The organism is Bradyrhizobium australafricanum (assembly GCF_020329495.1).
In the GTDB taxonomy this organism is placed as follows: domain Bacteria; phylum Pseudomonadota; class Alphaproteobacteria; order Rhizobiales; family Xanthobacteraceae; genus Bradyrhizobium; species Bradyrhizobium australafricanum.
Map to the genome: position 1 here is coordinate 68375 of NZ_JAGKJL010000019.1, position 22047 is coordinate 90421.

The 22047-nt window shown below is 65.9% G+C and carries 19 protein-coding genes; 13 read left to right on the forward strand and 6 right to left on the reverse strand.

What is annotated here, in order from left to right:
• The first annotated feature begins 14 nt into the window (after positions 1-14).
• From J6525_RS18645 to ilvA, 3 genes are all read left to right on the forward strand, one after another.
• Positions 15-1433 (forward strand): MFS transporter, encoded by a 1419-nt coding sequence (locus tag J6525_RS18645; protein WP_092086091.1) that lies wholly within the window; start codon positions 15-17, stop codon positions 1431-1433.
• Positions 1434-1451: 18 nt separating this feature from the next.
• The gene (locus tag J6525_RS18650) at positions 1452-2642 is read left to right on the forward strand and encodes a M24 family metallopeptidase (protein ID WP_225645737.1); all 1191 of its coding nucleotides are present in this window, start codon (positions 1452-1454) and stop codon (positions 2640-2642) included.
• A 377-nt stretch (positions 2643-3019) separates the two neighbouring features.
• Positions 3020-4561 (forward strand): threonine ammonia-lyase, biosynthetic, encoded by a 1542-nt coding sequence (gene ilvA, locus J6525_RS18655; RefSeq protein WP_225645738.1) that lies wholly within the window; start codon positions 3020-3022, stop codon positions 4559-4561.
• Positions 4562-4589: 28 nt separating this feature from the next.
• On the opposite strand, the gene J6525_RS18660 is transcribed toward ilvA, so the two are convergent.
• The 3 genes from J6525_RS18660 to J6525_RS18670 are packed head-to-tail and all read right to left on the reverse strand — an operon-like array spanning position 4590 to position 7776.
• Entirely contained in the window at positions 4590-5618 is a 1029-nt protein-coding gene (locus J6525_RS18660; RefSeq protein WP_376708525.1) for a class II aldolase/adducin family protein, read from the reverse strand.
• An 11-nt stretch (positions 5619-5629) separates the two neighbouring features.
• On the reverse strand, positions 5630-6499 hold the full coding sequence (locus tag J6525_RS18665) for a TIGR01459 family HAD-type hydrolase (RefSeq protein WP_225645740.1): 870 nt from the start codon (positions 6497-6499) through the stop codon (positions 5630-5632).
• A complete protein-coding gene (locus J6525_RS18670) occupies positions 6496-7776 on the reverse strand; it encodes an FGGY-family carbohydrate kinase (RefSeq protein WP_225645741.1) in 1281 nt (426 codons plus the stop codon). The genes J6525_RS18665 and J6525_RS18670 overlap by 4 nt, the downstream gene beginning before the upstream one ends.
• 134 nt (positions 7777-7910) lie before the next feature.
• Between J6525_RS18670 and J6525_RS18675 the strand changes: the two genes are divergently transcribed.
• The 10 genes from J6525_RS18675 to J6525_RS18720 all read left to right on the forward strand — a co-directional run bounded on the left by J6525_RS18675 (position 7911) and on the right by J6525_RS18720 (position 19417).
• Positions 7911-8927 carry a sugar-binding transcriptional regulator gene (locus J6525_RS18675; protein WP_225645742.1) on the forward strand — a complete coding sequence of 339 codons (1017 nt, stop codon included), beginning with the start codon at positions 7911-7913 and terminating at the stop codon, positions 8925-8927.
• Between the two features lie 28 nt (positions 8928-8955).
• Complete coding sequence (locus tag J6525_RS18680) at positions 8956-10395, forward strand: extracellular solute-binding protein (protein ID WP_225645743.1); 1440 nt, start codon at positions 8956-8958, stop codon at positions 10393-10395.
• 117 nt (positions 10396-10512) lie between these two features.
• Positions 10513-11442: a carbohydrate ABC transporter permease gene (locus tag J6525_RS18685; RefSeq protein WP_225645744.1), complete on the forward strand. Its 930-nt coding sequence runs from the start codon at positions 10513-10515 to the stop codon at positions 11440-11442.
• A gap of 14 nt (positions 11443-11456) precedes the next feature.
• Positions 11457-12314 (forward strand): carbohydrate ABC transporter permease, encoded by an 858-nt coding sequence (locus J6525_RS18690; protein ID WP_225645745.1) that lies wholly within the window; start codon positions 11457-11459, stop codon positions 12312-12314.
• A 4-nt stretch (positions 12315-12318) separates the two neighbouring features.
• A complete protein-coding gene (locus J6525_RS18695; protein WP_225645746.1) occupies positions 12319-13422 on the forward strand; it encodes an ABC transporter ATP-binding protein in 1104 nt (367 codons plus the stop codon).
• 12 nt (positions 13423-13434) lie between these two features.
• Positions 13435-14550, forward strand: coding sequence for an ABC transporter ATP-binding protein (locus tag J6525_RS18700; protein ID WP_376708526.1), 1116 nt, complete (start codon positions 13435-13437; stop codon positions 14548-14550).
• 2 nt (positions 14551-14552) lie between these two features.
• Positions 14553-16133 (forward strand): FGGY-family carbohydrate kinase, encoded by a 1581-nt coding sequence (locus tag J6525_RS18705; RefSeq protein ID WP_225645747.1) that lies wholly within the window; start codon positions 14553-14555, stop codon positions 16131-16133.
• Positions 16126-17166, forward strand: coding sequence for a 2-hydroxyacid dehydrogenase (locus J6525_RS18710; protein WP_092086206.1), 1041 nt, complete (start codon positions 16126-16128; stop codon positions 17164-17166). Before J6525_RS18705 ends, J6525_RS18710 begins: the two co-directional genes overlap by 8 nt.
• Before the next feature lie 17 nt (positions 17167-17183).
• Positions 17184-17912: a class II aldolase/adducin family protein gene (locus J6525_RS18715; RefSeq protein ID WP_172647311.1), complete on the forward strand. Its 729-nt coding sequence runs from the start codon at positions 17184-17186 to the stop codon at positions 17910-17912.
• The gene (locus J6525_RS18720; protein WP_225645748.1) at positions 17909-19417 is read left to right on the forward strand and encodes a glycerol-3-phosphate dehydrogenase; all 1509 of its coding nucleotides are present in this window, start codon (positions 17909-17911) and stop codon (positions 19415-19417) included. Before J6525_RS18715 ends, J6525_RS18720 begins: the two co-directional genes overlap by 4 nt.
• A 23-nt stretch (positions 19418-19440) precedes the next feature.
• Here J6525_RS18720 and J6525_RS18725 read toward each other — a convergent pair whose 3' ends face one another.
• Genes J6525_RS18725 through J6525_RS18735 form a run of 3 tightly spaced genes read right to left on the reverse strand, consistent with a single transcriptional unit; the run spans position 19441 to position 22019 of the window.
• Positions 19441-20436 carry an ABC transporter substrate-binding protein gene (locus J6525_RS18725; RefSeq protein WP_225645749.1) on the reverse strand — a complete coding sequence of 332 codons (996 nt, stop codon included), beginning with the start codon at positions 20434-20436 and terminating at the stop codon, positions 19441-19443.
• Between the two features lie 21 nt (positions 20437-20457).
• On the reverse strand, positions 20458-21267 hold the full coding sequence (locus J6525_RS18730; protein ID WP_225645750.1) for an ABC transporter ATP-binding protein: 810 nt from the start codon (positions 21265-21267) through the stop codon (positions 20458-20460).
• Entirely contained in the window at positions 21264-22019 is a 756-nt protein-coding gene (locus tag J6525_RS18735) for an ABC transporter permease (protein WP_376708527.1), read from the reverse strand. Before J6525_RS18735 ends, J6525_RS18730 begins: the two co-directional genes overlap by 4 nt.
• Positions 22020-22047: the final 28 nt, after the last annotated feature.

Consider the following 22047-nt stretch of genomic DNA (forward strand, 5'->3'; position numbering starts at 1 on the left):
AACAGGGGGAGACCATGGCGGAGCAAACGAGCGCAGTGCCGTTCGACGAAGCGCCGGTAACGACGCGCTACTGGCTATCGATCATCATCTTCGCCGTCACTGGCGTGGTCGATTTCTTCGATTTCTTTGTGGTCGGATTTCTGGTCTCGGTGCTGGCGCCGAAATGGCACCTGACGTTTGGGCAGACCTCGATCATGCTGATGAGCGCCGGCATCGGGGCGATGCTGGGGGCGTTCGTCGCGGGCGTCCTCGCGGATCGTTTCGGGCGCAAGCCGCTGGCGATATCAGGTGTTCTGCTTTGCGGCCTGACCTCGGGTGCGATCGCGTTCATTCCGGAAGACGGCTGGGTTGCGTTTGCGATCTTGCGCTTCTTCGTCGGCTTCGGCCTTGCCGCGGGCGCGGCGGCGGCGGTTCCTGCCATCGTCGAATTCGCACCGACCCGCCATCGCACGCTGGTCACGAGTCTCGTGGTCGTCCCGGTCGCTTTTGGCGTGCTGTCGGCGTCGGTGACGGCGAGCTTCCTGCTGCCGCTGGTCGGCTGGCGCGGATTGGCGGCGGTCGGATTCCTGCCGATCATCCTCGGGATTCTGACCATGATCATCATGCCGGAATCGCCGCGCTGGCTCATCAGCAAGGGCCGCGTCCGCGAGGCGCAGGCGAGCATCCGGAAACTCTATCGGGTCGGCGGCGATGAGTTCGCCCTGCCTACGCCGCCGCCGGCGAGCCCGGCGACATTTGCCGATCTCTTTGCCGAGCAGCGGCGCTTCTGGCTGACAGTCCTGATCTGGTTCGGCGCCAGCACGGCGAATTACGGTGTGTTCCTGTGGGGGCCGACGATCGTGGCGCTGCTGCTTGGCGTCTCTCCCCAGGATGCAGCCAAGATGTTCATCTATGTCAGCCTCGCCGGCGTGCTCGGCCGGACCGGCTTCGCCTTCCTCGCCCATCGGATCGGGCGCAAGCCCTGCGGCCAGTTGATGGGCTATGGCACCGCGGTGTCGCTGGCTCTCGCCGCCTATTTTCACAACGACTTTGCCGGCTCGGTGCCGCTGTTCCTGGTCTTCCTGATCGTCGGCGCCGTGTTCTTCGACGGTGGATTTTCGAACATCGGGCCCTATCCCGCGGAAATCTTCCCGGTTCAGCTCTCGGGGCGCGCGGTCGGCCTTGCCCAGCTCTCGAATGGGATCGGCAAGATCGTAGGTCCCCTGTGTCTCGCATTGATCGCCGGTGCGGATAACCTCGTGCATCCAAGTGCGACCGCTGCGGCGGTGATGCCGGCGTTCTGCTTTCTTGCCGCCGCGGGCCTCCTGATCGGCCTTGCCTTTACGTTCCTCGGCGTCGAGCCGCACGGGCGCCCGGTGGTTCTGTTTGGCGAGAACGCGGGCGCGAGCGCCGTACCGAAATCGCTGGCCGCAAAACCGGCCGCGGGACAGTGAAAGACGAAAGGTCATACCATGGACAACGCTTTCGACACGATCGCAACGGCGGCGCCGTTCGATACTGCAAAGCTCGATCGGCTGATGGATGAAGCGGGGCTCGACGTCCTGATCGTCACCTCGCGTCACAATGTGCAGTATCTGCTCGGTGGATATCGCTTCTTCTTCTTCGACGTCATGGAGGCAATTGGCACGAGCCGCTATCTGCCGGTGTTCGTCTATCAGAAAGGACACCCGGAAAATTCCGCCTACATCGGCAACCGCATGGAAAAGTTCGAGCACGAGCTCGGACGGATATGGACGCCGGTTGTCAAAGCGGAGGCGTGGGGAACGATCGATGCGATCGGCCTTGCGATCGATCATGTGAAGAAGCTCGCGGGCTCGGCCAGGCGCGTCGGCATCGAGGCTGGCTTCCTGCCGGCCGACGCCAGGGATCATCTGCTTGCCGGCTGCGGCCATGTCGAGTTCCGCGAGGCCCATTTCACGCTGGAACGTCTGCGTGCCGTAAAGTCTCCCGCCGAACTGGACCTCATCAGAGAGGCTTCCGAACGGGTCGTCGACGCGATGATGGCCACGTTCAAGTGCTGTGCACCGGGCATGACCAAGAACGACGTCGTCGCCCGTCTGCGCCGCGAGGAGCAGGAGCGCAATCTCGTCTTCGAATATTGCCTGATTGCCGCGGGCAAGAGCCATAACCGCGCGCCTTCCAGCCAGCGTCTCGAGCAAGGCGACGTGATCTCGATCGATTCCGGCGGAAACTACCGGGGCTACATCGGTGACCTCAGCCGCATGGGTATCCTGGGTAAACCCGACAGCGAGCTGCGCGAGTTGCTACAGGAAATCGAGGACGTCCAGCAGTTGGCCCGGCGCGCGATCCGGCCGGGCGCCATGGGTGGCGACATCATCGCGGCGGGCGAGGCGGCCGTCAAAGCCTCGCCGCATCGCGCCGTGCTCGACTTCACCGCACACGGCATCGGGCTCGTCAGCCACGAAGCGCCGCGCCTGACTGCAACAGGTCCGGTGCCTTATTCGCCGTACGACGCCGATCGGCCGCTCGAACGCGGGATGGTGATCTCGATCGAGACCGCGCTGCTGCATCCAACGCGCGGCTACATCAAGCTCGAGGACACCCTGATCGTCTCCAAATCGGGCTGGGAAGCGCCCGGTGACCATGGCAGGGAATGGAATTCATCGCGTCTCATGGCGTGAAGCGGTCAACGCCACGGCGGTATTTTGGTTGGGGCACCGATTCAGCTGTGGTGGGGGAACGAGTTCGGAATATTAGAAATATATCCCTGAGTTGCCCGACGTGTCAAGTTTGTCCGGTCGACGCCGGCCGCCGCCGGCTCCTTTGCATGGGGTTGTTTTCGATATTTTGGCAACGCCCCCCTGCGACGGCCCAGATGATTTCATATGCGCTCGGCCAGGCGATTGATCCGGCGGTCTTGGCTTCACTCGAGCCTTCGGCCATGCGATGCTTCGAGCTGGATGTAGCGGCGGCTCCGTGGCGTCTGCTCGCCAGGTCGGCGCCGACGATGGGCAGGTGCAACCGATAAGGATTTCCTCCCATCGACAGAAGCGACCCGATGACCTCTAATGCGCTCCGCGACTACGCTCAAAGTATCCTGACCGCACGGGTCTACGACGTGGCGGTCGAGACGCCGCTCGATCCCATGCCGCGGCTTTCGGAGCGATTGTCGCGTAACGTGTTGCTGAAACGGGAAGACTTCCAGCCGATCTTCTCGTTCAAGCTTCGCGGCGCCTACAACAAGATCGTCCGGCTGCCGGACGCGCAGCGCAGGCTGGGCGTCATCTGCGCCTCGGCGGGCAATCATGCCCAGGGTGTGGCGCTGTCGGCGCGCAAGCTCGGCATTCCGGCGACGATCGTGATGCCGAGGACGACGCCCGCCATCAAGGTCGAGGCCGTCCGGCGCTTGGGCGGTGATGTTGTCCTGCATGGCGATACGTTCGACGACGCGCAAACCAAGGCCAGGGAGATCGAGGCCGCACGTGGCTTGACCTTTGTGCATCCGTTCGACGATCCCGATGTGATCGCCGGCCAGGGCACGGTCGGGATGGAGATCCTGCGCCAGCATCCCGATCCGATCGAGGCGATCTTCGTGCCGATCGGCGGAGGCGGACTGGCGGCCGGCGTGGCCGCCTTCGTGAAATTCCTCAACCCGTCGATCAAGGTCGTCGGCGTCGAGCCGGCGGACGCCGCGTCGATGGCCGCCGCGCTCGCCAAGGGCAACGTCGTCGCGCTGGATCAGGTCGGACTGTTTGCCGACGGCGTCGCGGTCCGCAAGGTGGGAACCGAGACCTTCCGGCTCTGCCGCGATCTGCTCGACGAGGTCGTCACGGTGGACACCGACGCGATGTGCGCCGCCATCAAGGACATCTTCGACGACGTGCGGTCGGTCGCCGAACCCTCCGGCGCATTGGCGCTCGCCGGCCTCAAGGCCTACGCCGAGCGCGGCGCGCTCAGCGACGGAAGCCTGATTGCCGTCAACAGCGGGGCCAATCTGAATTTCGACCGGCTGCGCACCATTGCCGACCGCGCCGAGGTCGGCGAACATCGCGAGGCGCTGCTTGCCGTGACCGTGCCGGAGAAGCCGGGCAGCTATCGGCACTTCATCCGCATCCTCGGCTCGCGCGCGATCACGGAATTCAACTACCGCTTTGCCGAGACCACCGCGCCGGCGCAACTGTTCGTCGGCATCGCGCTGAGCCGCGGCGAGGTTGAGAAGCGGGAAGTCATGGAGCTGCTTCGGCGCGAAGGCTATCCGATCCTCGATCTGAGCGAGAACGAGATGGCCAAGGACCATGTGCGCTACATGGTGGGCGGTCGCGCTCCGCTGCTCAAGGACGAGGTCATCTACCGCTTCGAGTTTCCGGAGCGTCCCGGCGCGTTGCTGAAATTCCTCGAGAGCCTGGCGCCCGACTGGAATATTTCGCTGTTCCACTATCGCAATCACGGCGCCGACTACGGACGCATCCTGGCGGGGATCGAGGTCAAGCCTCACGAGCGCGCCCGGTTCGTTCAGGCGCTGGATGCGCTCGGCTATCCCTACTGGAACGAGAGTGAAAATCCGGCCTATCGCCTGTTTCTCTCCGCCGAGAAGGGATGATGCACCGGGCGCTTCCGTCGACCGACGGTCAGCGATCGGCCGTCAATTGCTGGCGATAACGCTCGGCGTCCCAATTCAGCAGCGCATGCTCGTTCTCTGCCGTCAGATAATTGACCCGTGCGGTCAGGGGCAGGCGGCATGTGACCAATGCGAGGCAGCTCAGCATGGCCTCCGCGCCGTCGCTCGCATCGTCGCGGATAAGGCTGCCGAGGTCGGGGACGATGAGGGCAACCGGCGGCGGCAGTCCGTTCGCGGTGGTCTGCGCGATCATGGCGCTCAGCTTCTCGCGATGCTCCAGGACCGGCAGGCCCGGGCCAAGGAAGACGACGTGATCGGGATACAACGAGCCGCTGGTCGCGATCGCGCGGCTGTAGCGGTCGGTGGCGATGGCGTGGCCGCGAGGATCCCGCGGCAGGCGATAGTTGGTGCCCGCGCAGATCGTGCGGAGCGCGTCATGATCTGCCGCCGGCGCGCGGCGCTGCTCCAGGGCGAGGCGGTGCTCGACGTCGGCGACCAAAGCTTCGGCGGCGTCGCAGCTGGCCGCACCGACCACCAGGCCGTGATTGCCGAGGATCAGGACGTCGACCGCATCATCGGCGATCGCGTCGCTGACGGCGCGCGCGAGCGGCAGCCCCGGGTGATGATAGTCGAGGTAACGCCACGCCAGTCCGTCCAGGCGCCGGGCAAATTCGTCGCGGGCGTCGGTGCGCACCGCCCATGCGATGGTGTTGACGGAATGGACGTGCAGCACGATCCGGTGCGGCATCAGGGCATGCAGCGAGGTCTCGATCGAGGCGCGCAGCGTCGTCCCGGCGTTCGGCGCCAGCGGCACGCGTTCGTCGCCATGCATCAGCGCCGCGCGCGCGGCCGACAAGGCGACCGGCACGAAAATCTCCTTGTCCTCGGCATCGGCGAGCCAGGTACCCGACGCCTTCACCCACAGCACGTCGCCATCCTTGACCGACGAATTGCCGCCGGCGCCTTGCACCAGCAGGATATTCCTGCCGATGCGTGCCGACATGCGGCGCAGTTCATCCAGCATTTGAGGCGGTCGCATCGGGGCTGTTCTCACCAGGTCAGATGGTCCATCGTCCAGTGCGGCATCCGCGCCGCTGTGCCGGCCACGGTCTTGATCGCCCGCGGCAGATCGCTCGCCTGCGCAAGCGTCGCGCGGTGGGCGCCGGAGCCGATCAGCAGGGTCAGCATGCCGGCGGTGCGTCCGCCGGCGATATCGTGATCGAGGGAGTCGCCGATGACGAGGATCCGGTCCGGCGGCGGCCGTCCCAATTGATCGAGCGCGGCGGCAAACATCGGCGGATGCGGCTTGCCGACGAACAGCACAGTGCCACCGAGCGAATGGTAGAATGCGGCGAGCGCGCCCGGCGCCGGGATCAGGCCCGCGACCCCGAACATCACCAGATCGGGATTGGCGCACAGCATCGGCAGTTGGCGTGCGGCAGCGGTTGCCAGCGGCTCACGCCATCGCTCGGGCTCGGCCGCATCATCGTCGAGACCGCCGAGCAGGATGAAATCGGCCTCGCGCATGTTGGAGACCACCACAAGGTCGGTGCTGTCGACGATCGAGCGGTCACCGTCGCGCGAGATCAGGAAGCAGGCGCGTCCGAGCTCGGCAAAGGGAGCCTGCTCGCGCGCATGCAGGCCGCGCCAGGTGACCTCACCCGAGGACAGCACGCCGTCATAGGCGTTGGGCGGCAAGCCGAGCGTCGCGAGCCGCCGCTGGTTGCTGCCGGCGCGCTTGCCGGAATTGGACAGGATCAGGATCCGCTTGCCGGCTTCGCGCAGCCGCGCCACGCACTCCAGCGCCGCGGGGAACACCGCCAGTCCCTCATGCAGCGTGCCCCACTGGTCGAGCAGCACATGATCGAAGCGGTCGGCGATGGCGTGAAGGCCGGCGATCGCGGTCGCGTCGGCCTTCATGGCGGGCCTCCGTTCAGCGCGAGCAGCGCGGCGCCGTAGCTTGCTTCGGTCTGCTCGGCGACCGAGACGGGAACGCCGAGAACGCGATGCCGGATCCTGGTCCATGCGTCGTTCTTCGCGCCGCCGCCGATGGCGATGACGCGGCGCAGGCGCGGCGCACCGAGCCGCGCCAGCTGGCGGTAGGCGAGGGCTTCCACCGCGGCGATACCCTCGAGCAGACCCTGGAAGAAGCGGCAATCTTCCGCCGGACGCGGCGTGACCCGCGGGGCCAGCGCCGGATCGGCGATCGGAAAGCGTTCGCCGGGTTTTGGCAGCGGATAGTAGTCGAGCCCGGTCGGGTGGTCCGGCGTCAGCTGCGGTGTCAGCCGCTCCATCTCGGCGGCGGTGAAATGCACCAGCAAAGCGGCGCCGCCGGAGTTCGAGGCGCCGCCGGCAAGCCAGCGCTCGCCGAGCCGGTGCGAATAGACGCCCTGATCGGCCGCGAAGATCGGCTGGGTCGCAAGCTGCTTCACCACCAGCGTGGTACCGAGCGAGGTGACGGCGTCGCCAGGCTGGTCGGCGCGCGTTGCGATGAAGGCCGCAACGCCGTCGGTGGTGCCGGCGGCGACCTGAACTGTGGGCGGCAGTCCCAGCGACCGCGCGACCTGCGGATCGATCTCGGAAAATGGCGTGCCCGGCACCAGCACTTCGGGGAGCAGATCCTCGCGCACGCCGAGCTGTTCGAGCCAGGATGGCCAGGCGCGCGCGACCGGGTCGTAGCCGAGCTTCAGCGCGTTGTTCTCGTCGCTGATGCCATGATGGTTCGCGAGCCGGCCGGCGATCCAGTCCGCCTGGTGAACGGCGTGGCGCGCATCGCCGACATAGCCGTCATTCTGCAGATAGAGCAGCTTGGCGAGCGCGCTGCTCGCGCCGTGCGCGCCGCTCTCGCGCGGGGCGACCGCCGCAACGCGCGTCGCCTCACGCGTGGCGCGCGCATCATTGTACATCAGACCCGGCGAGCAGGGGCGGCCGGCGGCGTCGACCAGCAGCAGCGTGCCCGACGTGCCATCGACGACGATGCGCGTGACGTCGCCGAGAACGACGGTCTCGCCGAGCTTGCGGATGGCCGCCGTCGCGGCTTGCCACCACAGCTCCGGTGTCTGGTCGATGGCGTTGCCGTCGACGCGCGGTGCGGGCAGCGCGACGGACGCGAAGCCGCGGATGCCGGCCTGCGGGTCGATGGCACAGGCGCGCACGCCGCCGGTTCCGACATCAATGCCGAGATACAAACCTCCCATGCGACCTCAACGCTCTCTGGTGCGCGCGCGTCGACATTGGTTGCGCTGCAGCACGTTTGGGGGATTGACGCCCCGTTCGGCCTCTGCAATTTTTTGCAGGACGTGAAGAAATTTGCAAGCGGACTTTTCCTGATATGGCACCCCCGCCCGACAGGCTGCCGGTGATCGACGGCGAGGCGTCGCTCGCGACGCGCGCAGCGTGGCTGTATTTCGCGGCGGGGCTCACCCAGTCCGAGGTCGCCGACCGCCTCAACATCCAGAGCACCAAGGCGCATCGCCTGATCGCACGCGCCAGCCGCGAGGGCATGATCCGCGTGTTCGTCGAGGGGCCGGTCGCCGAATGCGTCGCGCTCGAGAACGATCTCGCGCAGCGCTTCGGCCTCTCGTTCTGCCGCGTCGCGCCTGATCTCGGCGAGGGCGATCTGCCGCTGAAGGCGCTGGCGCTGGAAGGCGCGAGCTTCCTGCGCCAGATCCTGGAGCGCAGCCAAGACAAGGTGATCGGCTTCGGCCATGGCCGCACGCTTGCAGCCGTCGTCGAGCAGATGCCGCAGACGCCGGCGCGCGACGCGCAGTTCGTGTCACTGCTCGGCGGACTGACGCGGAAATTTGCCGCCAATCCGTTCGACGTGATTCACAAGCTCGCCGAGCGCACCGGCGCGGAAGCCTATCTGCTGCCGGTGCCGGTGTTCGCCAATTCGGTCGCCGACCGCGCCGTGCTGATGCAGCAATTCGGCATCGCCGACGTTTTCGCGCTGGCGCGCAAGGCCTCGCTGCTGTTCGTCGGCGTCGGCCAGGTCAGCCGTGACGGCTTCCTGGTGTCGAGCGGCATGATCAAGCCCGACGAGGTCGTCGAGCTGAAGCGCGTCGGTGCCTGCGCCGACCTGCTCGGACATTTCTTCAGCGCCGACGGAACGGTGCTGGACACCGATCTGTCGGCCCGCGCCACCTCCATGAGCATGCCCGATCTCAGGAAGCACCGCATCGTCGCCATCGCCGGCGGGCCGGCCAAGGTGACCGCGCTGCGCGGCGTGCTGCGCAGCGGCGTTCTGCACGGCCTCATCATCGACGAAGCGACCGCAAAGGCGCTCGCCACCGACAAGCCGGAGACCACATCCGGCAAGACAAGAAGCAAGACCCGGAAGGACACATAAAACAAGCGTCAACAAGGAGAGGAAATACATGTTCGATCGCGAGAAGAATCTGTTCGACTCCTACGCTGCCAAACGCATCAGCCGCCGCGATCTCCTGGACGGCGCCGCCAAGCTCGGCATCGCGGGCATCGCCGCCAACGCCGCCTTCGCCTCCTCGATGTCGAAGGCGATGGCCGCCGACTTCAACTGGAAGGCCCAGAGCGGCAAGAGCGTCAAGCTGCTGCTCAACAAGCACCCCTATGTCGACGCGATGATCGGCGACATCGAGGCGTTCAAGTCGCTCACCGGCATGAACGTCACCTACGACATCTTCCCGGAGGACGTCTATTTCGACAAGGTGACGGCGGCGCTGTCGTCGAAGTCGGACCAGTACGATGCCTTCATGACCGGCGCCTACATGACCTGGACCTATGGTCCGGCGGGCTGGATCGAAGACCTCAACACCTACATCAAGGATCCCGCCAAGACCAATCCGGCCTTCGCCTGGGACGACGTGCTGCCGGGCCTGCGCGCCTCGACCGCGTGGGACGGCGTCGCCGGCTCCGAGCTCGGCTCGGGCAAGGCCAAGCAGTGGTGCATCCCCTGGGGCTATGAGCTGAACAACATCACCTACAACCGCAACGTCTTCGACAAGGTGGGCGTCAAACCGCCGAAGAACCTCGACGAGATGCTGGAGGTCGCGGCCAAGATCACCAAGGACGCCGGCGGTCCCTACGGCGTCGGCGTGCGCGGCTCGCGGTCCTGGGCGACCATCCATCCCGGTTTCCTGTCGGCCTATTCGAACTTCGGCCAGAAGGATTTCGTGATGGAGGGCGGCAAGCTGAAGGCCGCGATGAACACCAAGGCCTCGAAGGATTTCCACGACAAATGGGTCAAGATGATCCAGACCTCGGGCCCGAAGAACTGGTCGACCTACACCTGGTACCAGGTCGGCACCGATCTCGGCGCCGGCGCCTCGGGCATGATCTTCGACGCCGACATCCTCGGCTACTTCATGAACGGCGGCGACAACAAGGAGAAGGGGCATCTCGGCTACGCGCCGTTCGCCGCCAATCCGGCCGCCAAGGCGCCGACCCCGAACGTCTGGATCTGGTCGCTCGCGATGTCGAGCTTCTCCAAGCAGAAGGACGCGGCCTGGCTGTTCATGCAGTGGGCGGCATCCGTCGAGCACGACCTGTTCGGGGCGCGCAAGATGGACTTCGTCAACCCGGTTCGCGCATCGGTGTGGAAGGACAGCGAATTTCGCGACCGCATCGCGAAATCCTATCCCGGCTATCTCGAGCAGCACGACATGTCGTCGCCCGGCGCCAAGATCTACTTCACGGCGCAGCCGCTGTTCTTCGACCTGACGACGGAATGGGCCGCTTCGCTGCAGAAGATGGTGGCCAAGGAGGTCAGCGTCGACGAAGGGCTCGACAAGCTCGCCGACAGCATCAACCGCCAGCTCAAGCAGGCCGGTCTCGGCTGACGGATCAACTGTGCGGTGCCTGATCCCCCGCACCGCACCCATCCGCCGGCTCGGACCCTTGTCCCATCCGAGCCGGCGGCGTTTGCCAGCCGAACGCGATCTCTTATCATCATGAGCATGGTCCAACTCCTCCAGACGAACGCGCAGGCAGCGCCGGCCAAACCAAGGCCGCGCGTGCGCCTCTTGCCCTATCTGCTCAGCTTGCCGGCGCTGCTCGTCTGCGTGGCGATCCTGGTTCCGTTCGTGACCGCGGCGGTCTACTCGCTGCAGCGCTACCGGCTGAACCTGCCGCATCTGCGCGGCTTCATCGGCGCCGGAAACTATATCGACTTCCTGTCCGACCCGGCGTTCTGGAATACGTTCCGCGTCTCGATCACCTATACCGTGGTCACGGTCGTGCTCGAGCTGCTGCTCGGTCTAGGCATCGCGCTGCTGCTGCGCCGGCCGACCCGCTTCCACAATGCGGTGTCGATCATGCTGCTGCTGCCGCTGATGACGGCGCCGGCGATCGCCGCGCTGATGTGGAAGCTGATGACCAATCCGAGCTTCGGCATCCTGTCCTATCTGGTCGGCCTGTTCGGCGTCACCGATTTCAAATGGGCCTCCGATCCATCGAGTGCGCTGTTCACGGTCGTGCTGGTCGATGTCTGGGTCTACACGCCCTTCATCATGATCCTGCTGCTCGCGGGCCTGCGCTCGCTGCCGCGGCAGCCGTTCGAAGCCGCAGCACTCGACGGCGTGCCGGCGAGCTTTGTGTTCTTCCGCATCACGCTGCCGATGCTCGCGCCCTACATCATCACGGCGTCGCTGTTCCGGCTGCTCGATTCGATCCAGCAGTTCGACATCATCTATGCGATGACGCAGGGCGGGCCGGGTGACCGGCTGATGGTATTCCAGGTGCAGGCCTATCTGGAATTCTTCCAGTACACCAATGTCGGCAGATCGGCGGCGCTGTTGATGATCCTCTGGCTCATCACCAACATCCTGTCGAACACCTTCATCAAGAACTGGCTGCGGCTGCGCGCGCGTGCGCACGGCCACGCGTGACGGGGAGGGGCGCGATGGAACATTCCAGCCTTGCTGCTCGCATCTTCCGCGGTGTGGCGCTCACGCTGATCCTGATTTTCTTCATGTTTCCGATCGTCTGGATCTTCCTGATGTCGTTCCAGACCAACGAGCAGATCCTGCGGATCCCGCCGCGGATCCTGTTTGAGCCGACGCTTGCCAATTACGAGGCGCTGATCTCCGGCCAGCTGCGCACCGCGGCCGGCAATCTGCAGATCTCCTTCATGCGCAACCTCTTCAACAGCGTCGTGCTATCGAGCGCGGCGGTGCTGCTGGCGCTGCTGCTCGGCGTGCCGGCGGCCTACGCCTTTGCGCGCTTCAAATTCCGCCTCGGCGAGAGCATCGCCTTCACGCTGCTGTCGTTCCGCTTTGCGCCGCCGCTGCTCGTGCTGCTGCCGCTGTCGCTGTACTACCAGGAGCTCGGCCTCAACGACACCTACTTCGGGATCGTCTGGGTCTATCAGTTGATCGCGCTGCCGCTGATCCTGTGGATCGTGCGCGGTTATTTCGAGGATATCAGCCCTGATATCGAGCATGCCTACCGACTGGCCGGGCATTCCTGGCGCGAGGCCTTCACCAGAATCGCGGTGCCGCTGGCAGGACCGGGGATCGCCGCGGCGGGTTTGCTGTCGTTCATCTTCTGCTGGAACAATTTCGTCTTCGCGCTGATCCTGGCCTCCGCCGACAAGCAGCCGGTGACGGTCGGCGCGCTCGCCTTCGTCACCGCGTCCGGTATCCAGTACGGCCAGATCGCGGCGGCGATCGTGCTGTCGGTGACGCCGACGCTGTTGCTTGCGCTCTATGCGCAGCGCTATCTGGTCGAGGGTCTCTCGCTCGGCGCGGTGAAAGGCTGATCCGATGGCGCGTCTCGAAATCAATTCGGTGAGCAAGGCGTTCGGTGCGGCACGGCCCGCCGACGGATTGTCGCTGGCTGTCGAGCCCGGCGAGATCGTGGCGGTGTTCGGACCGTCCGGCAGCGGCAAGACCGTGCTGCTGCGCATGATCGCGGGCATGTTCGAGCCCGACGACGGCGACATCCTGGTCGGCGGCCGCTCGGTGGTCGGTGCTCCGCCCGAGCGGCGCGGGATCGGCATGGCATTCCAGAACTTTGCCTTGTTCCCGCACATGACCGCCCGCGACAATATCGCAAGCGGCCTGCGCGTCAGGGCCGGCGGCGGCGATGTCGCCGGCCGCGTTGCCGCGATCAGCAGGCTGCTCAAGATCGAGCACGTGCTCGGTCACGCGCCGCGCGAATTGTCGAACGGACAGAAGCAGCGCACGGCGCTGGCGCGGGCGCTGATCGGCAATCCGGATGTTCTGCTGCTGGATGATCCGCTGCGCAATGTCGACGCAAAGCTGCGCTACGAGATGCGGCTCGAGCTGCCGAACCTGCTGCGGCGCGGCACTGCCGCCGTGCTCTACGTCACCCAGGACTATCGCGAGGCGATGGCGATCGCCGACCGCATCGCGGTCTTGATCGACGGCCGGCTCGCGCAGGTCGCGACGCCGACCGATATCTATGCCCAACCCGCATCGGTCGCGGTCGCGCGCCTGTTCGGCGATCCGACCATTAACCTCGCGGAAGTCTCGCCAGTAGCGGAGCACGGCATGCTGTCGGCTGACATCGCCGGCGCCAGGATGCGGCTCGGCGCGGCCGATGGCGCAGCACCTGCCGGTGCATGTTGGCTAGGCGTCCGGCCCGAGGATATCGCGGTCTCGTCGGCATCCACCGATGACGCCATCCCGGCGCGCATTCTCGCGATCACGCCGATGCACGAGAAGGCGGTGCTGCTGCTCCGTCTTGCCGACGGAACGGAATGGCTGGCGGCGCTGCCGCCGGATGCGCCGCAAGGCGCGGCCGACGATGCCGTTTTCGTTCGCTTCGCGCCCGACGCCGCGATGCTGTTCGATCGCGCGACCGGGCTGCGGATCGGGGCGTCGCACCGGCTCAAGGCGGCATAGGAGCGGATGGTCATGGACATGCTCGAGCTTCGAGGCATCGACAAGGTCTATCGCAGCCGCGGCAAAGAGCCGGTGCATGCGGTGCGCGCGCTCGACATGGCGGTCGAGAAGGGCGAGATCGTCGCACTGTTGGGATCGTCGGGCTGCGGCAAGACCTCGACATTGCGCATGATCGCAGGCTTCGAGGACGTCTCCGCCGGATCGATCGCGCTCGGCGGGCGGCGGATCCACGAGCTGCCGCCGGCGCGGCGCAAGGTCGCGATGGCGTTCGAGGGTTACTCGCTCTATCCGCCGCTCACGGTCCGCGAGAACATCGCTTTCGCGCTGAAATCCGCCCAACTGCCGCGCGCGGAGGTAACGCGCCGCGTCGACGAGATCGCCCGCCTGGTCGAGATCGAGGACATCCTCGACAGCTATCCGCGCGCGATCTCAGGCGGCCAGCAGCAGCGCGTGTCGCTGGCGCGGGCGCTGGTGCGCGACGCCGATCTTTATCTGCTCGATGAGCCGATGGGGCAGCTCGAACCGCAGCTGCGCGCGGTGCTGCGCGGCCGGATCAAGAGCCTGCTCGCCGAGCGCGGCATGACCGCGATCTTCGTCACCCACGACCAGACCGAGGCGAGTGCGCTGGCCGACCGCATCGCGGTCATGGAAGGCGGCGTGCTGCAGCAATTCGCCAGCGAGAAGGAGCTGAAGGGCCGCCCGGCCAATCTGTTCGTCGCAAGCTTCATCGGCGAGCCGCCGATGAACCTGCTCGACGCGGAGATGACGCGGTCGGATGGCGGCTTCCGCCTGTCGGTCGGAACCGACATGCGTTTCGATATTGCCGGCGCCGGGCTCGACGTTGAGGCGGCGAAGTCGCTCGCGGCCACGCCGCAGGTGCGGATCGGCATTCGTCCGCAGAAGATCGTGGTCGGGACCGGTGACGTCAGGGTCAAGGTCGTCTCCAACCAGTGGCTCGGCGATCAATCGCATGTCGCCGGCGATTGCGGTGGCCGCATGCTGATCGCGGTCATGCCGGGCCGCGTCGCCGCGCGGCCGGGAGAGATCATCTCGTTTGCGCTGGAGCCGCGTCACCTGCACATCTTCGGCAGCGACGGGACCTGCATTCGTCATGCGGAGGGAGCGTGACGATGACTGCTACGGCCAGCCGCGACGTCATCATCGGCATTGACGCCGGCACCTCCCTGATCAAGGCAGTGGCGTTCACGCTGACCGGCGAGCAGCTTGCCGATGTCTCGCGGCCGAACGCGTACGTTAGCCCGGCCAGCGGCCATGTCGAGCAGGACATGGCGCAGACCTGGAGCGATACGGTCGCGGTCATTCGTGCGCTGGCGAAGTCAGTGCCTGACCTGTCGGCGCGGATCGCGGCGATCGCGGTGACCGGGCAGGGCGACGGCACCTGGCTGATCGACGACGACGGCCGGCCGGTTGCGCCGGCGCTGCTGTGGCTGGATTCGCGCGCCGGGCGGCTGGTCGAGGAGATTCGTGCCGGCGAGCGCAACGCATCGCTCTATCGCCACACCGGCTCCGGGCTCAATGCCTGCCAGCAGGGGCCGCAACTGGCGTGGCTGCAGGCCCATATGCCCGACACGATCGCCAGCGCGACAACGGCCTTCCACTGCAAGGACTGGCTTTATTTCCTGCTCACCGGTGAACGCGCAACCGATCCGTCGGAAGCGACGTTCTCCTGCGGCGATTTCCGCAAGCGTGCCTTCGATGCGGAGACCGCGCGGTTGATCGGTATCGCGGACCTGACGCGCCTGTTCCCGCCGGTCGTTGACGGCGCGGTCATGACGCATCCGCTGACAGCGGCCGCCGCCATCGAGATCGGCCTGCCGGAAGGTGTGCCGGTCTGCCTCGGCTATGTGGACGTGATCTGCAACGCGCTCGGCGCCGGGCTCTACGATCCGTCACCCGATGTCGGCTGCACGATCATCGGCTCGACCGGCATGCATATGCGGCTGGTACCGAGCGCCGACGCGGTGACACTGAATCGGGAGGCAACCGGTTACACCATGCCGTTCCCCGTGCCCGGTCATTATGCCCAAATGCAGTCCAACATGGCGGCGACGCTGAACATTGACTGGATGCTCGATCTCGCCTGCGACATGCTGGCGGCGGAAGGCGTGACGCGCACGCGCGCCGAGCTGATCCGCCGGCTCGACGATCAGGTGCTGCGGGCGAGGCCCGGCGAGGTGCTGTTCCATCCGTTCATCTCCGATGCCGGCGAGCGCGGTCCGTTCGTCGCGCATGAGGCCAGCGCGCAATTCTTCGGCCTGCGCTCGCGCCACCGCTATGGCGACTTGATGCGCGGCGTGATGGAGGGCCTGGCCTTCGCCGCACGGGATTGTTACGCGGCGATGGGGTCGCTGCCGCGCGATGTCAGGATCACAGGCGGCGCGGCGAAGAGCCGTGCGCTCGGCGCCATCCTCGGGGCCGCACTGGATTGCGACGTCCGCATCTGCAGCCGCGCCGAGGCCGGCGCCGCAGGCGCTGCGATGATCGCGGCGGTCGCGATCGATGCCTATCCCGACATGCGCGCCTGTGCCGAGCAGTGGGTCGCGCCGCATCTAAGTGCGCCGCAATCGCCGGACGCCGCGCTGGCGAAGCGCTATGCCAGCATCTTCCCGACCTATCTCGAGGCGAGGCTGGCGTCGCGGCCGGTCTGGAAGCAACTTGCTGCGCTGCGCGCCGGAGGCGATCATGTCTAAGTCCATCGCCATCGTGGGCGACCGCTTCATGCTGCCCTCGGTGTTCGCCGAGCACATCCGATCAGCCTGCGGCGATGGCGTCGATATCCGCACCCTGGAGCAGCCCTGGCCGGACGAGCCGATGGAGCACGGTTACGCCGGCTCGAAGCTCGATGGCCTGAAGGAGTTCATGGGGCAGCCCGACGAGATCATCGGCTTCATCGGCGATGCCGAGCTGCTCGTCACGCATCTGGCCCCGATCTCGCGGTCGATGCTGGAGCGGCTGCCGAAGCTGAAGTTCATCGCGGTGTCGCGCGGCGGCCCGGTCAACATCGACATGCAGGCGGCGCGCGACCACAACGTGCTGGTGGTCAATACGCCCGGCCGCAATGCGAGCGCGGTCGCGGAGTTCACCATCGGCGCGATCCTCGCCGAGACGCGCCTGATCCGCAGCGGTCACGAGGCGCTGCGAGGCGGGGAATGGCGCGGCGATCTCTATCGCGCCGACCGTACCGGGCGCGAGCTCGGCGAGATGACGGTCGGCATTGTCGGCTACGGCGCGATCGGCAGCCGCGTGGTCAAGCTGCTGAAGGCCTTCGGCTGCAAGATCCTGGTCGCCGACCCCTATGTCCAGCTCAGCGCCCAGGACCGCAATGACGGCGTCGAGCATGTCGCGCTCGGCGAATTGCTCGGCCGCGCCGACGTCGTCACACTGCACGCCCGGGTGACGCCGGAGACCACCCGTTTCATCGGGCGCGAGGCGCTGGCGCGGATCAAGCCGGGCGCGTTCCTGATCAACACCGCGCGCGGTCCACTGGTCGACTACGCGGCGCTGCATGATGCGCTGGCATCGGGGCATCTCGGCGGCGCCATGCTCGACACCTTCGCGGTCGAGCCGGTTCCGGCGGACTGGCCGCTGTTGCGACTTCCCAACGTCACGCTGACGCCGCACATCGCGGGCGCCTCCGTGCGTACCGTCACCGTGGCCGCCGTGCAGGCGGCCGAAGAGGTTCGCCGCTTCCTGGCCGGCGAGCCGCCACGCAATCCGTGCTGAAGAGAAAGGCAGTTCGTATGACCCGTGAGGAACGACAGTTGCGCGAGGCGATCATCGCCAAGTGCCGGTGGATGAATGCGTCGGGTCTCAACCAGGGGACATCAGGCAACATCTCCGCGCGCTACAAGGACCGGATGCTGATCACGCCGTCGGCGACCCCCTACGATTCGATGAAGCCGGAGATGATCGCCTCGATGCCGCTCGAGGGCGACTATGGTGCGTGGGAGGGGCCGCTGCAGCCGTCCACCGAATGGCGCTTCCATCTCGACATCACGCGCGCCCGGCCCGATGTCGGCGCCATCGTCCATACTCACTCGACCTACGCGACCGTGCTCGCGATCGCGCGCAAGCCGATCCCGGCCTGCCATTACATGATGGCGGCGTTCGGCGGCACCGAGATCCGCTGCGCCGGCTATGCGCGCTACGGGACCAAGGAATTGTCCGATCATGCGATCGCGGCGCTCGAAGGCCGCAACGGCTGCCTGCTCGCCAATCACGGCATGATCGCGCTCGGCGCCAATCTCGACAAGGCGATGTGGCTCGCGGTCGAGCTCGAGACCATTGCGCGGCAGTACTATCTCTCGCTGGCGCTCGATTCGCGCGTCATCCTGACCGACGAGGAGATTGCCGACACCGCGAAGGGATTCTCCACCTACGGTCTGCAGGCGCCGAAGCCGAACAAGGCCCGCGCGACGGCAAAGGCAGCGCCGCGCCGCGCCGAGAAACGGCGCAGCAGCAAGCGATGACGGGCACTGCGCCGGTCGCAGGTACGGATCACGGGCTGGTCGATATCGCGGTGATCGGTGGCGGCATCAACGGTGCCGGCATCGCCCGCGACGCCGCCGGCCGCGGCCTGAAGGTGCTGCTGTGCGAGAAGGATGATTTCGCCGAGGGCACCTCGTCGCGCTCGGGCAAGCTGATCCACGGCGGGCTGCGCTATCTCGAATATTACGAGTTCCGCCTGGTGCGCGAGGCGCTGATCGAGCGCGAGGTGCTGCTCGCGTCGGCGCCGCATATCATCTGGCCGATGCGCTTCGTGCTGCCGCATTCGCCGGTGCAGCGGCCGGCGTGGCTGGTCCGCACCGGGCTGTTGCTCTACGACCATCTCGGTGGCCGCAAGCAACTGCCGGCGAGCCGCAGCCTGGATCTGTCGCGCGCTCCGGAGGGCGCGCCGCTACGTCAGGAGTTCCGGCGAGGCTTCGAATATTCGGACTGCTGGGTCGATGACAGCAGGCTGGTGATCCTCAATTTGATCGATGCAGCGCAGAACGGCGCACGCATCCTGCCGCGCACGCGGGCGGTGCGCGCGCGCCGCGACGGCGAGACCTGGCTGCTCGACATGCACGGCGACGACGGTACGATGCAGGTCGTGCGGTCGCGCGCGCTGGTCAACGCCGCCGGGCCGTGGGTTCAGGATGTCATCCAGGGCGTGGCGGGCCTGAACTCGGCCCAGAGCGTCCGGCTGGTCAAGGGCAGCCATATCGTGGTGCCGAAATTCTGGAGCGGGCCGCAGGCCTATCTGCTGCAGAACAGCGATCGCCGGGTGATCTTCGTCAACCCTTATGAGGGCGATCTCGCGTTGATCGGCACCACAGACATTCCCTATCACGGCCGCGCCGAGGACGTCGCGATCGGCGAGGACGAGACCGATTACCTGTTGCAGGTCTTGCGCCGCTATTTCCGAACGCCGCCGCAGGCGGGCGAGATCGTGCACGCGTTCTCCGGGGTCCGGCCGCTCTACGACGACAACGCCGACAATCCGTCGGCCGTGACGCGCGACTATGTGTTCGAGGTTCATGGCGCGCAGGATGTGCCGCCGCTGCTGTCGATCTTCGGCGGCAAGATCACGACCTACCGCCGGCTGGCGGAGCAGGCGCTGCAGCGCCTCGCGCCGTGGTTTCCGAAGTTGTCGTCGGCCTGGACCGCGCATCGACCGCTGCCGGGCGGCGACATCGGCGGCAGCTTCGATGAATTCGCAAATCGGCTGGCACGCGACTATCCCGATTTGCCGCGAACGCTCGTCCATCACTATGCCCGCCTCTATGGGACGCGCGCGCGCCAACTGCTGGGCCCGGTCCGCAGCGCCGTCGACCTGGGCCGTCATTTCGGCGGCGAGTTCTATGAATGCGAAGCGGTGTATCTTCGTGAGAATGAGTGGGCCAGGAAGCCCACCGACTTCCTGGACCGGCGCACCAAGCACGGCCTGCATTTGACACCGGCGCAGCGCCTCGCGTTCGAGAGCTTTCTCTAGAACGGCATCCGCATCCAGGTGCGTCACGCAATCGTTTTCAAATACAGGCTCGGATCGAAATATTTGCTTGCCGGGGTAAAGTCCTTGATGCCGGCATTGGCCATGAAGAAGTCGGTCGATTGCTGCAGCCAGTTGGTGACAGTGCCGTCGGAATACATCCGCTTCCAGTCCCGTGACGAGAACATCTTCTGCGCCTTGAACGATTCGTCGATGTCGGCCATCGGCGTCTGGCTGTAATGGCCCTTCTGCAGCTTTTCCATCGCTTCGGTGCTGTTCGCGATGATGTAGTCATTGGCATCGGCCCAGCCACGGATCAGCTTCGCCAGCGTTTCCTTGTTGGGCTCGTAATAGTCGTTGGCCGCCGCCCAGCCGCCGATGATCGCTGCCTTCGGATAATAGGCCGAGGCGTCGGCGAGCTTGACCGCGCCCGGCACCTTGTCGCGAACCGTCACGTTGAAAGGCACCCAGAGCGCGACGGCAGGCACCGCGCCTGAAATGAAGGCGGTTACGGCGGCCGGCATGGTCTGGTTGACGAGTTCGACCTGCTTGGGATCGACCTTGTTCGCGCGCAACGCGGTGTCCAGGAACACATGCGCGGTGGTGCCGGTCGCAGTTGCGATCCGCTTGCCCTTCAGGTCCTCGAATGACTTGATGCCCTGATCGCCGCGCACCCAGAGCTGTGCGGTCGCGACCTCGATGTCGTTGATGAGGAAGACCTTGCCCTGGCCGCGGGCCGGGAAGTTCGAGAGCACGGCGCCCGTCGCCAGCACGTCGAGGCTGCCGCCGATCAGCGCCTGGAAGATTTCGAGGCCGGTATTGAACTGCCGCACCTCGAGATCCAGTCCCTGCTTTTCGAAGGAGCCGCGGTCCATGCCGGTCCAGATCTGGCCGTCGACGGCAACGGTGTGCAGATAGCCGACACGAACCTTGGTCTTGGCCTGCGCAATCGCCGGCGCTGCGGCGGTGAAGGACCCCAGGGCAAGCCCGGCCGTCGTGGTCAGAAATTGTCGCCGATCCATAGGTCGTCCTCCGCTGTGTTGTTATTCCGAGAATGAGACCGGACGCATCTGCGCCTGCTGGGCGCGATACTCGTCCATCACGAGATGCTTGATATAGCTTCGCAGTTCGCCGAATTCCGGCCGCTCCTGGATCGATTCATCGCGCGGATAGGCGAACGGCACGTCGATGATCTGCCTGATCCGCGCCGGCCGCGCGGTCACCACCACGATACGGGACGCGAGATAGATCGCCTCCTCCACGGAGTGGGTGATCAGCATGACCGTCTTGCCTTCGGTCTGGAGCACCTTCAGCAGCAGGTTCTGCATGTTGGAACGGGTCTGGGCGTCGAGCGCACCGAACGGCTCGTCCATCAGCAGGAACTGCGGCTTGACCGCGTAAGCCCGCGCGATTGCGAGCCGCTGACGCATGCCGCCGGACAAGTGCTTCGGATAGGAGTTGGCGAAGTCGGACAGGCCCATCAGGCCGAGATAGTGATCGCAGATCGAATCGCGCTCGCCGGCCGCGACGTGATTGGCTCGGAGCGTCAGGCCGAAAGCGATGTTCTGTTTCACCGTCAGCCACGGGAAGACGCCATATTCCTGGAAGATGACGCCGCGCTCGGGACCGGGACCCGTGACGGGCTGTCCGTCGAACAGCACGCTTCCGGTCGTCGGCTTCTGGAAGCCGGCGAGCATGCTCATCATCGTGGTCTTGCCGCAGCCTGAAGGGCCGATCACTGCGATGAAATCGCCATCGTTGATATCGTAGCTGACATCCTCGACGACGTTGAGGCGTCCCTTCGGGGTCTCGAAGGCAAGGGAAACCTTGTCGAACTGTGCACGCGTGGTCATGCGATGGCCCGATCCTGCCAGACCAGCAACCGGGCCGTGATCTTGCGCAGGATCATGTCCATAATCAGCGCGATCAGGCCGATGCAGATGATGCCGACATAGATGACGTCGAGCAGGAAGTAGGTCGACGCATTCTGGATCATGGCGCCAAGCCCACGCTGGGCCGCGATCAGTTCGGATGCCACCAGCGTCGCCCAGGCTACCCCAAGCGCGACCCGCAGCGCGGTGAGGATGTGCGGAACGGTGAGGGGAATGATGACCTTGCGGAAGATTTCCGCCTGATTGGCGCCGAGCGTCTGCGCCACGCGGATATAGAGCGGCGTGATCTGCGAGACCCCCTCATACATGACGATCACGCCGGAGAAGAACGAGGCGTAGAACAGGATGACGAGCTTTGCGAGCTCGTCCACGCCGAAATAGACGATAACGAGCGGGATCAGCGCGATCGGCGGCAGCGCGCGGAAGAAGTTGATCATAGGGTCGGCGAAGGTGCGGGCCGGGCGATACCATCCGAGCAGAAAGCCGACGGGCACCGCGACGAGAATTCCAAGCGAGACGCCGAAAAAGACGCGCCTGGTCGAGGCGAAGATGTCGATCAGGAGGCCTTCCTTGGTGAGAAGCTCGACGAACTTCGCGGCGACCTGATGCGGGGCGGGGATCAGCGATGCGTTGACGAAGCCGCTCCAGCGCACGGCATACCAGAGCAGGATCGCGGCGACCCACGGTATCAACCCGAGACCAAAGCGTCTCACGCCAGTTCCGTCCATTCGACGCGTCCAC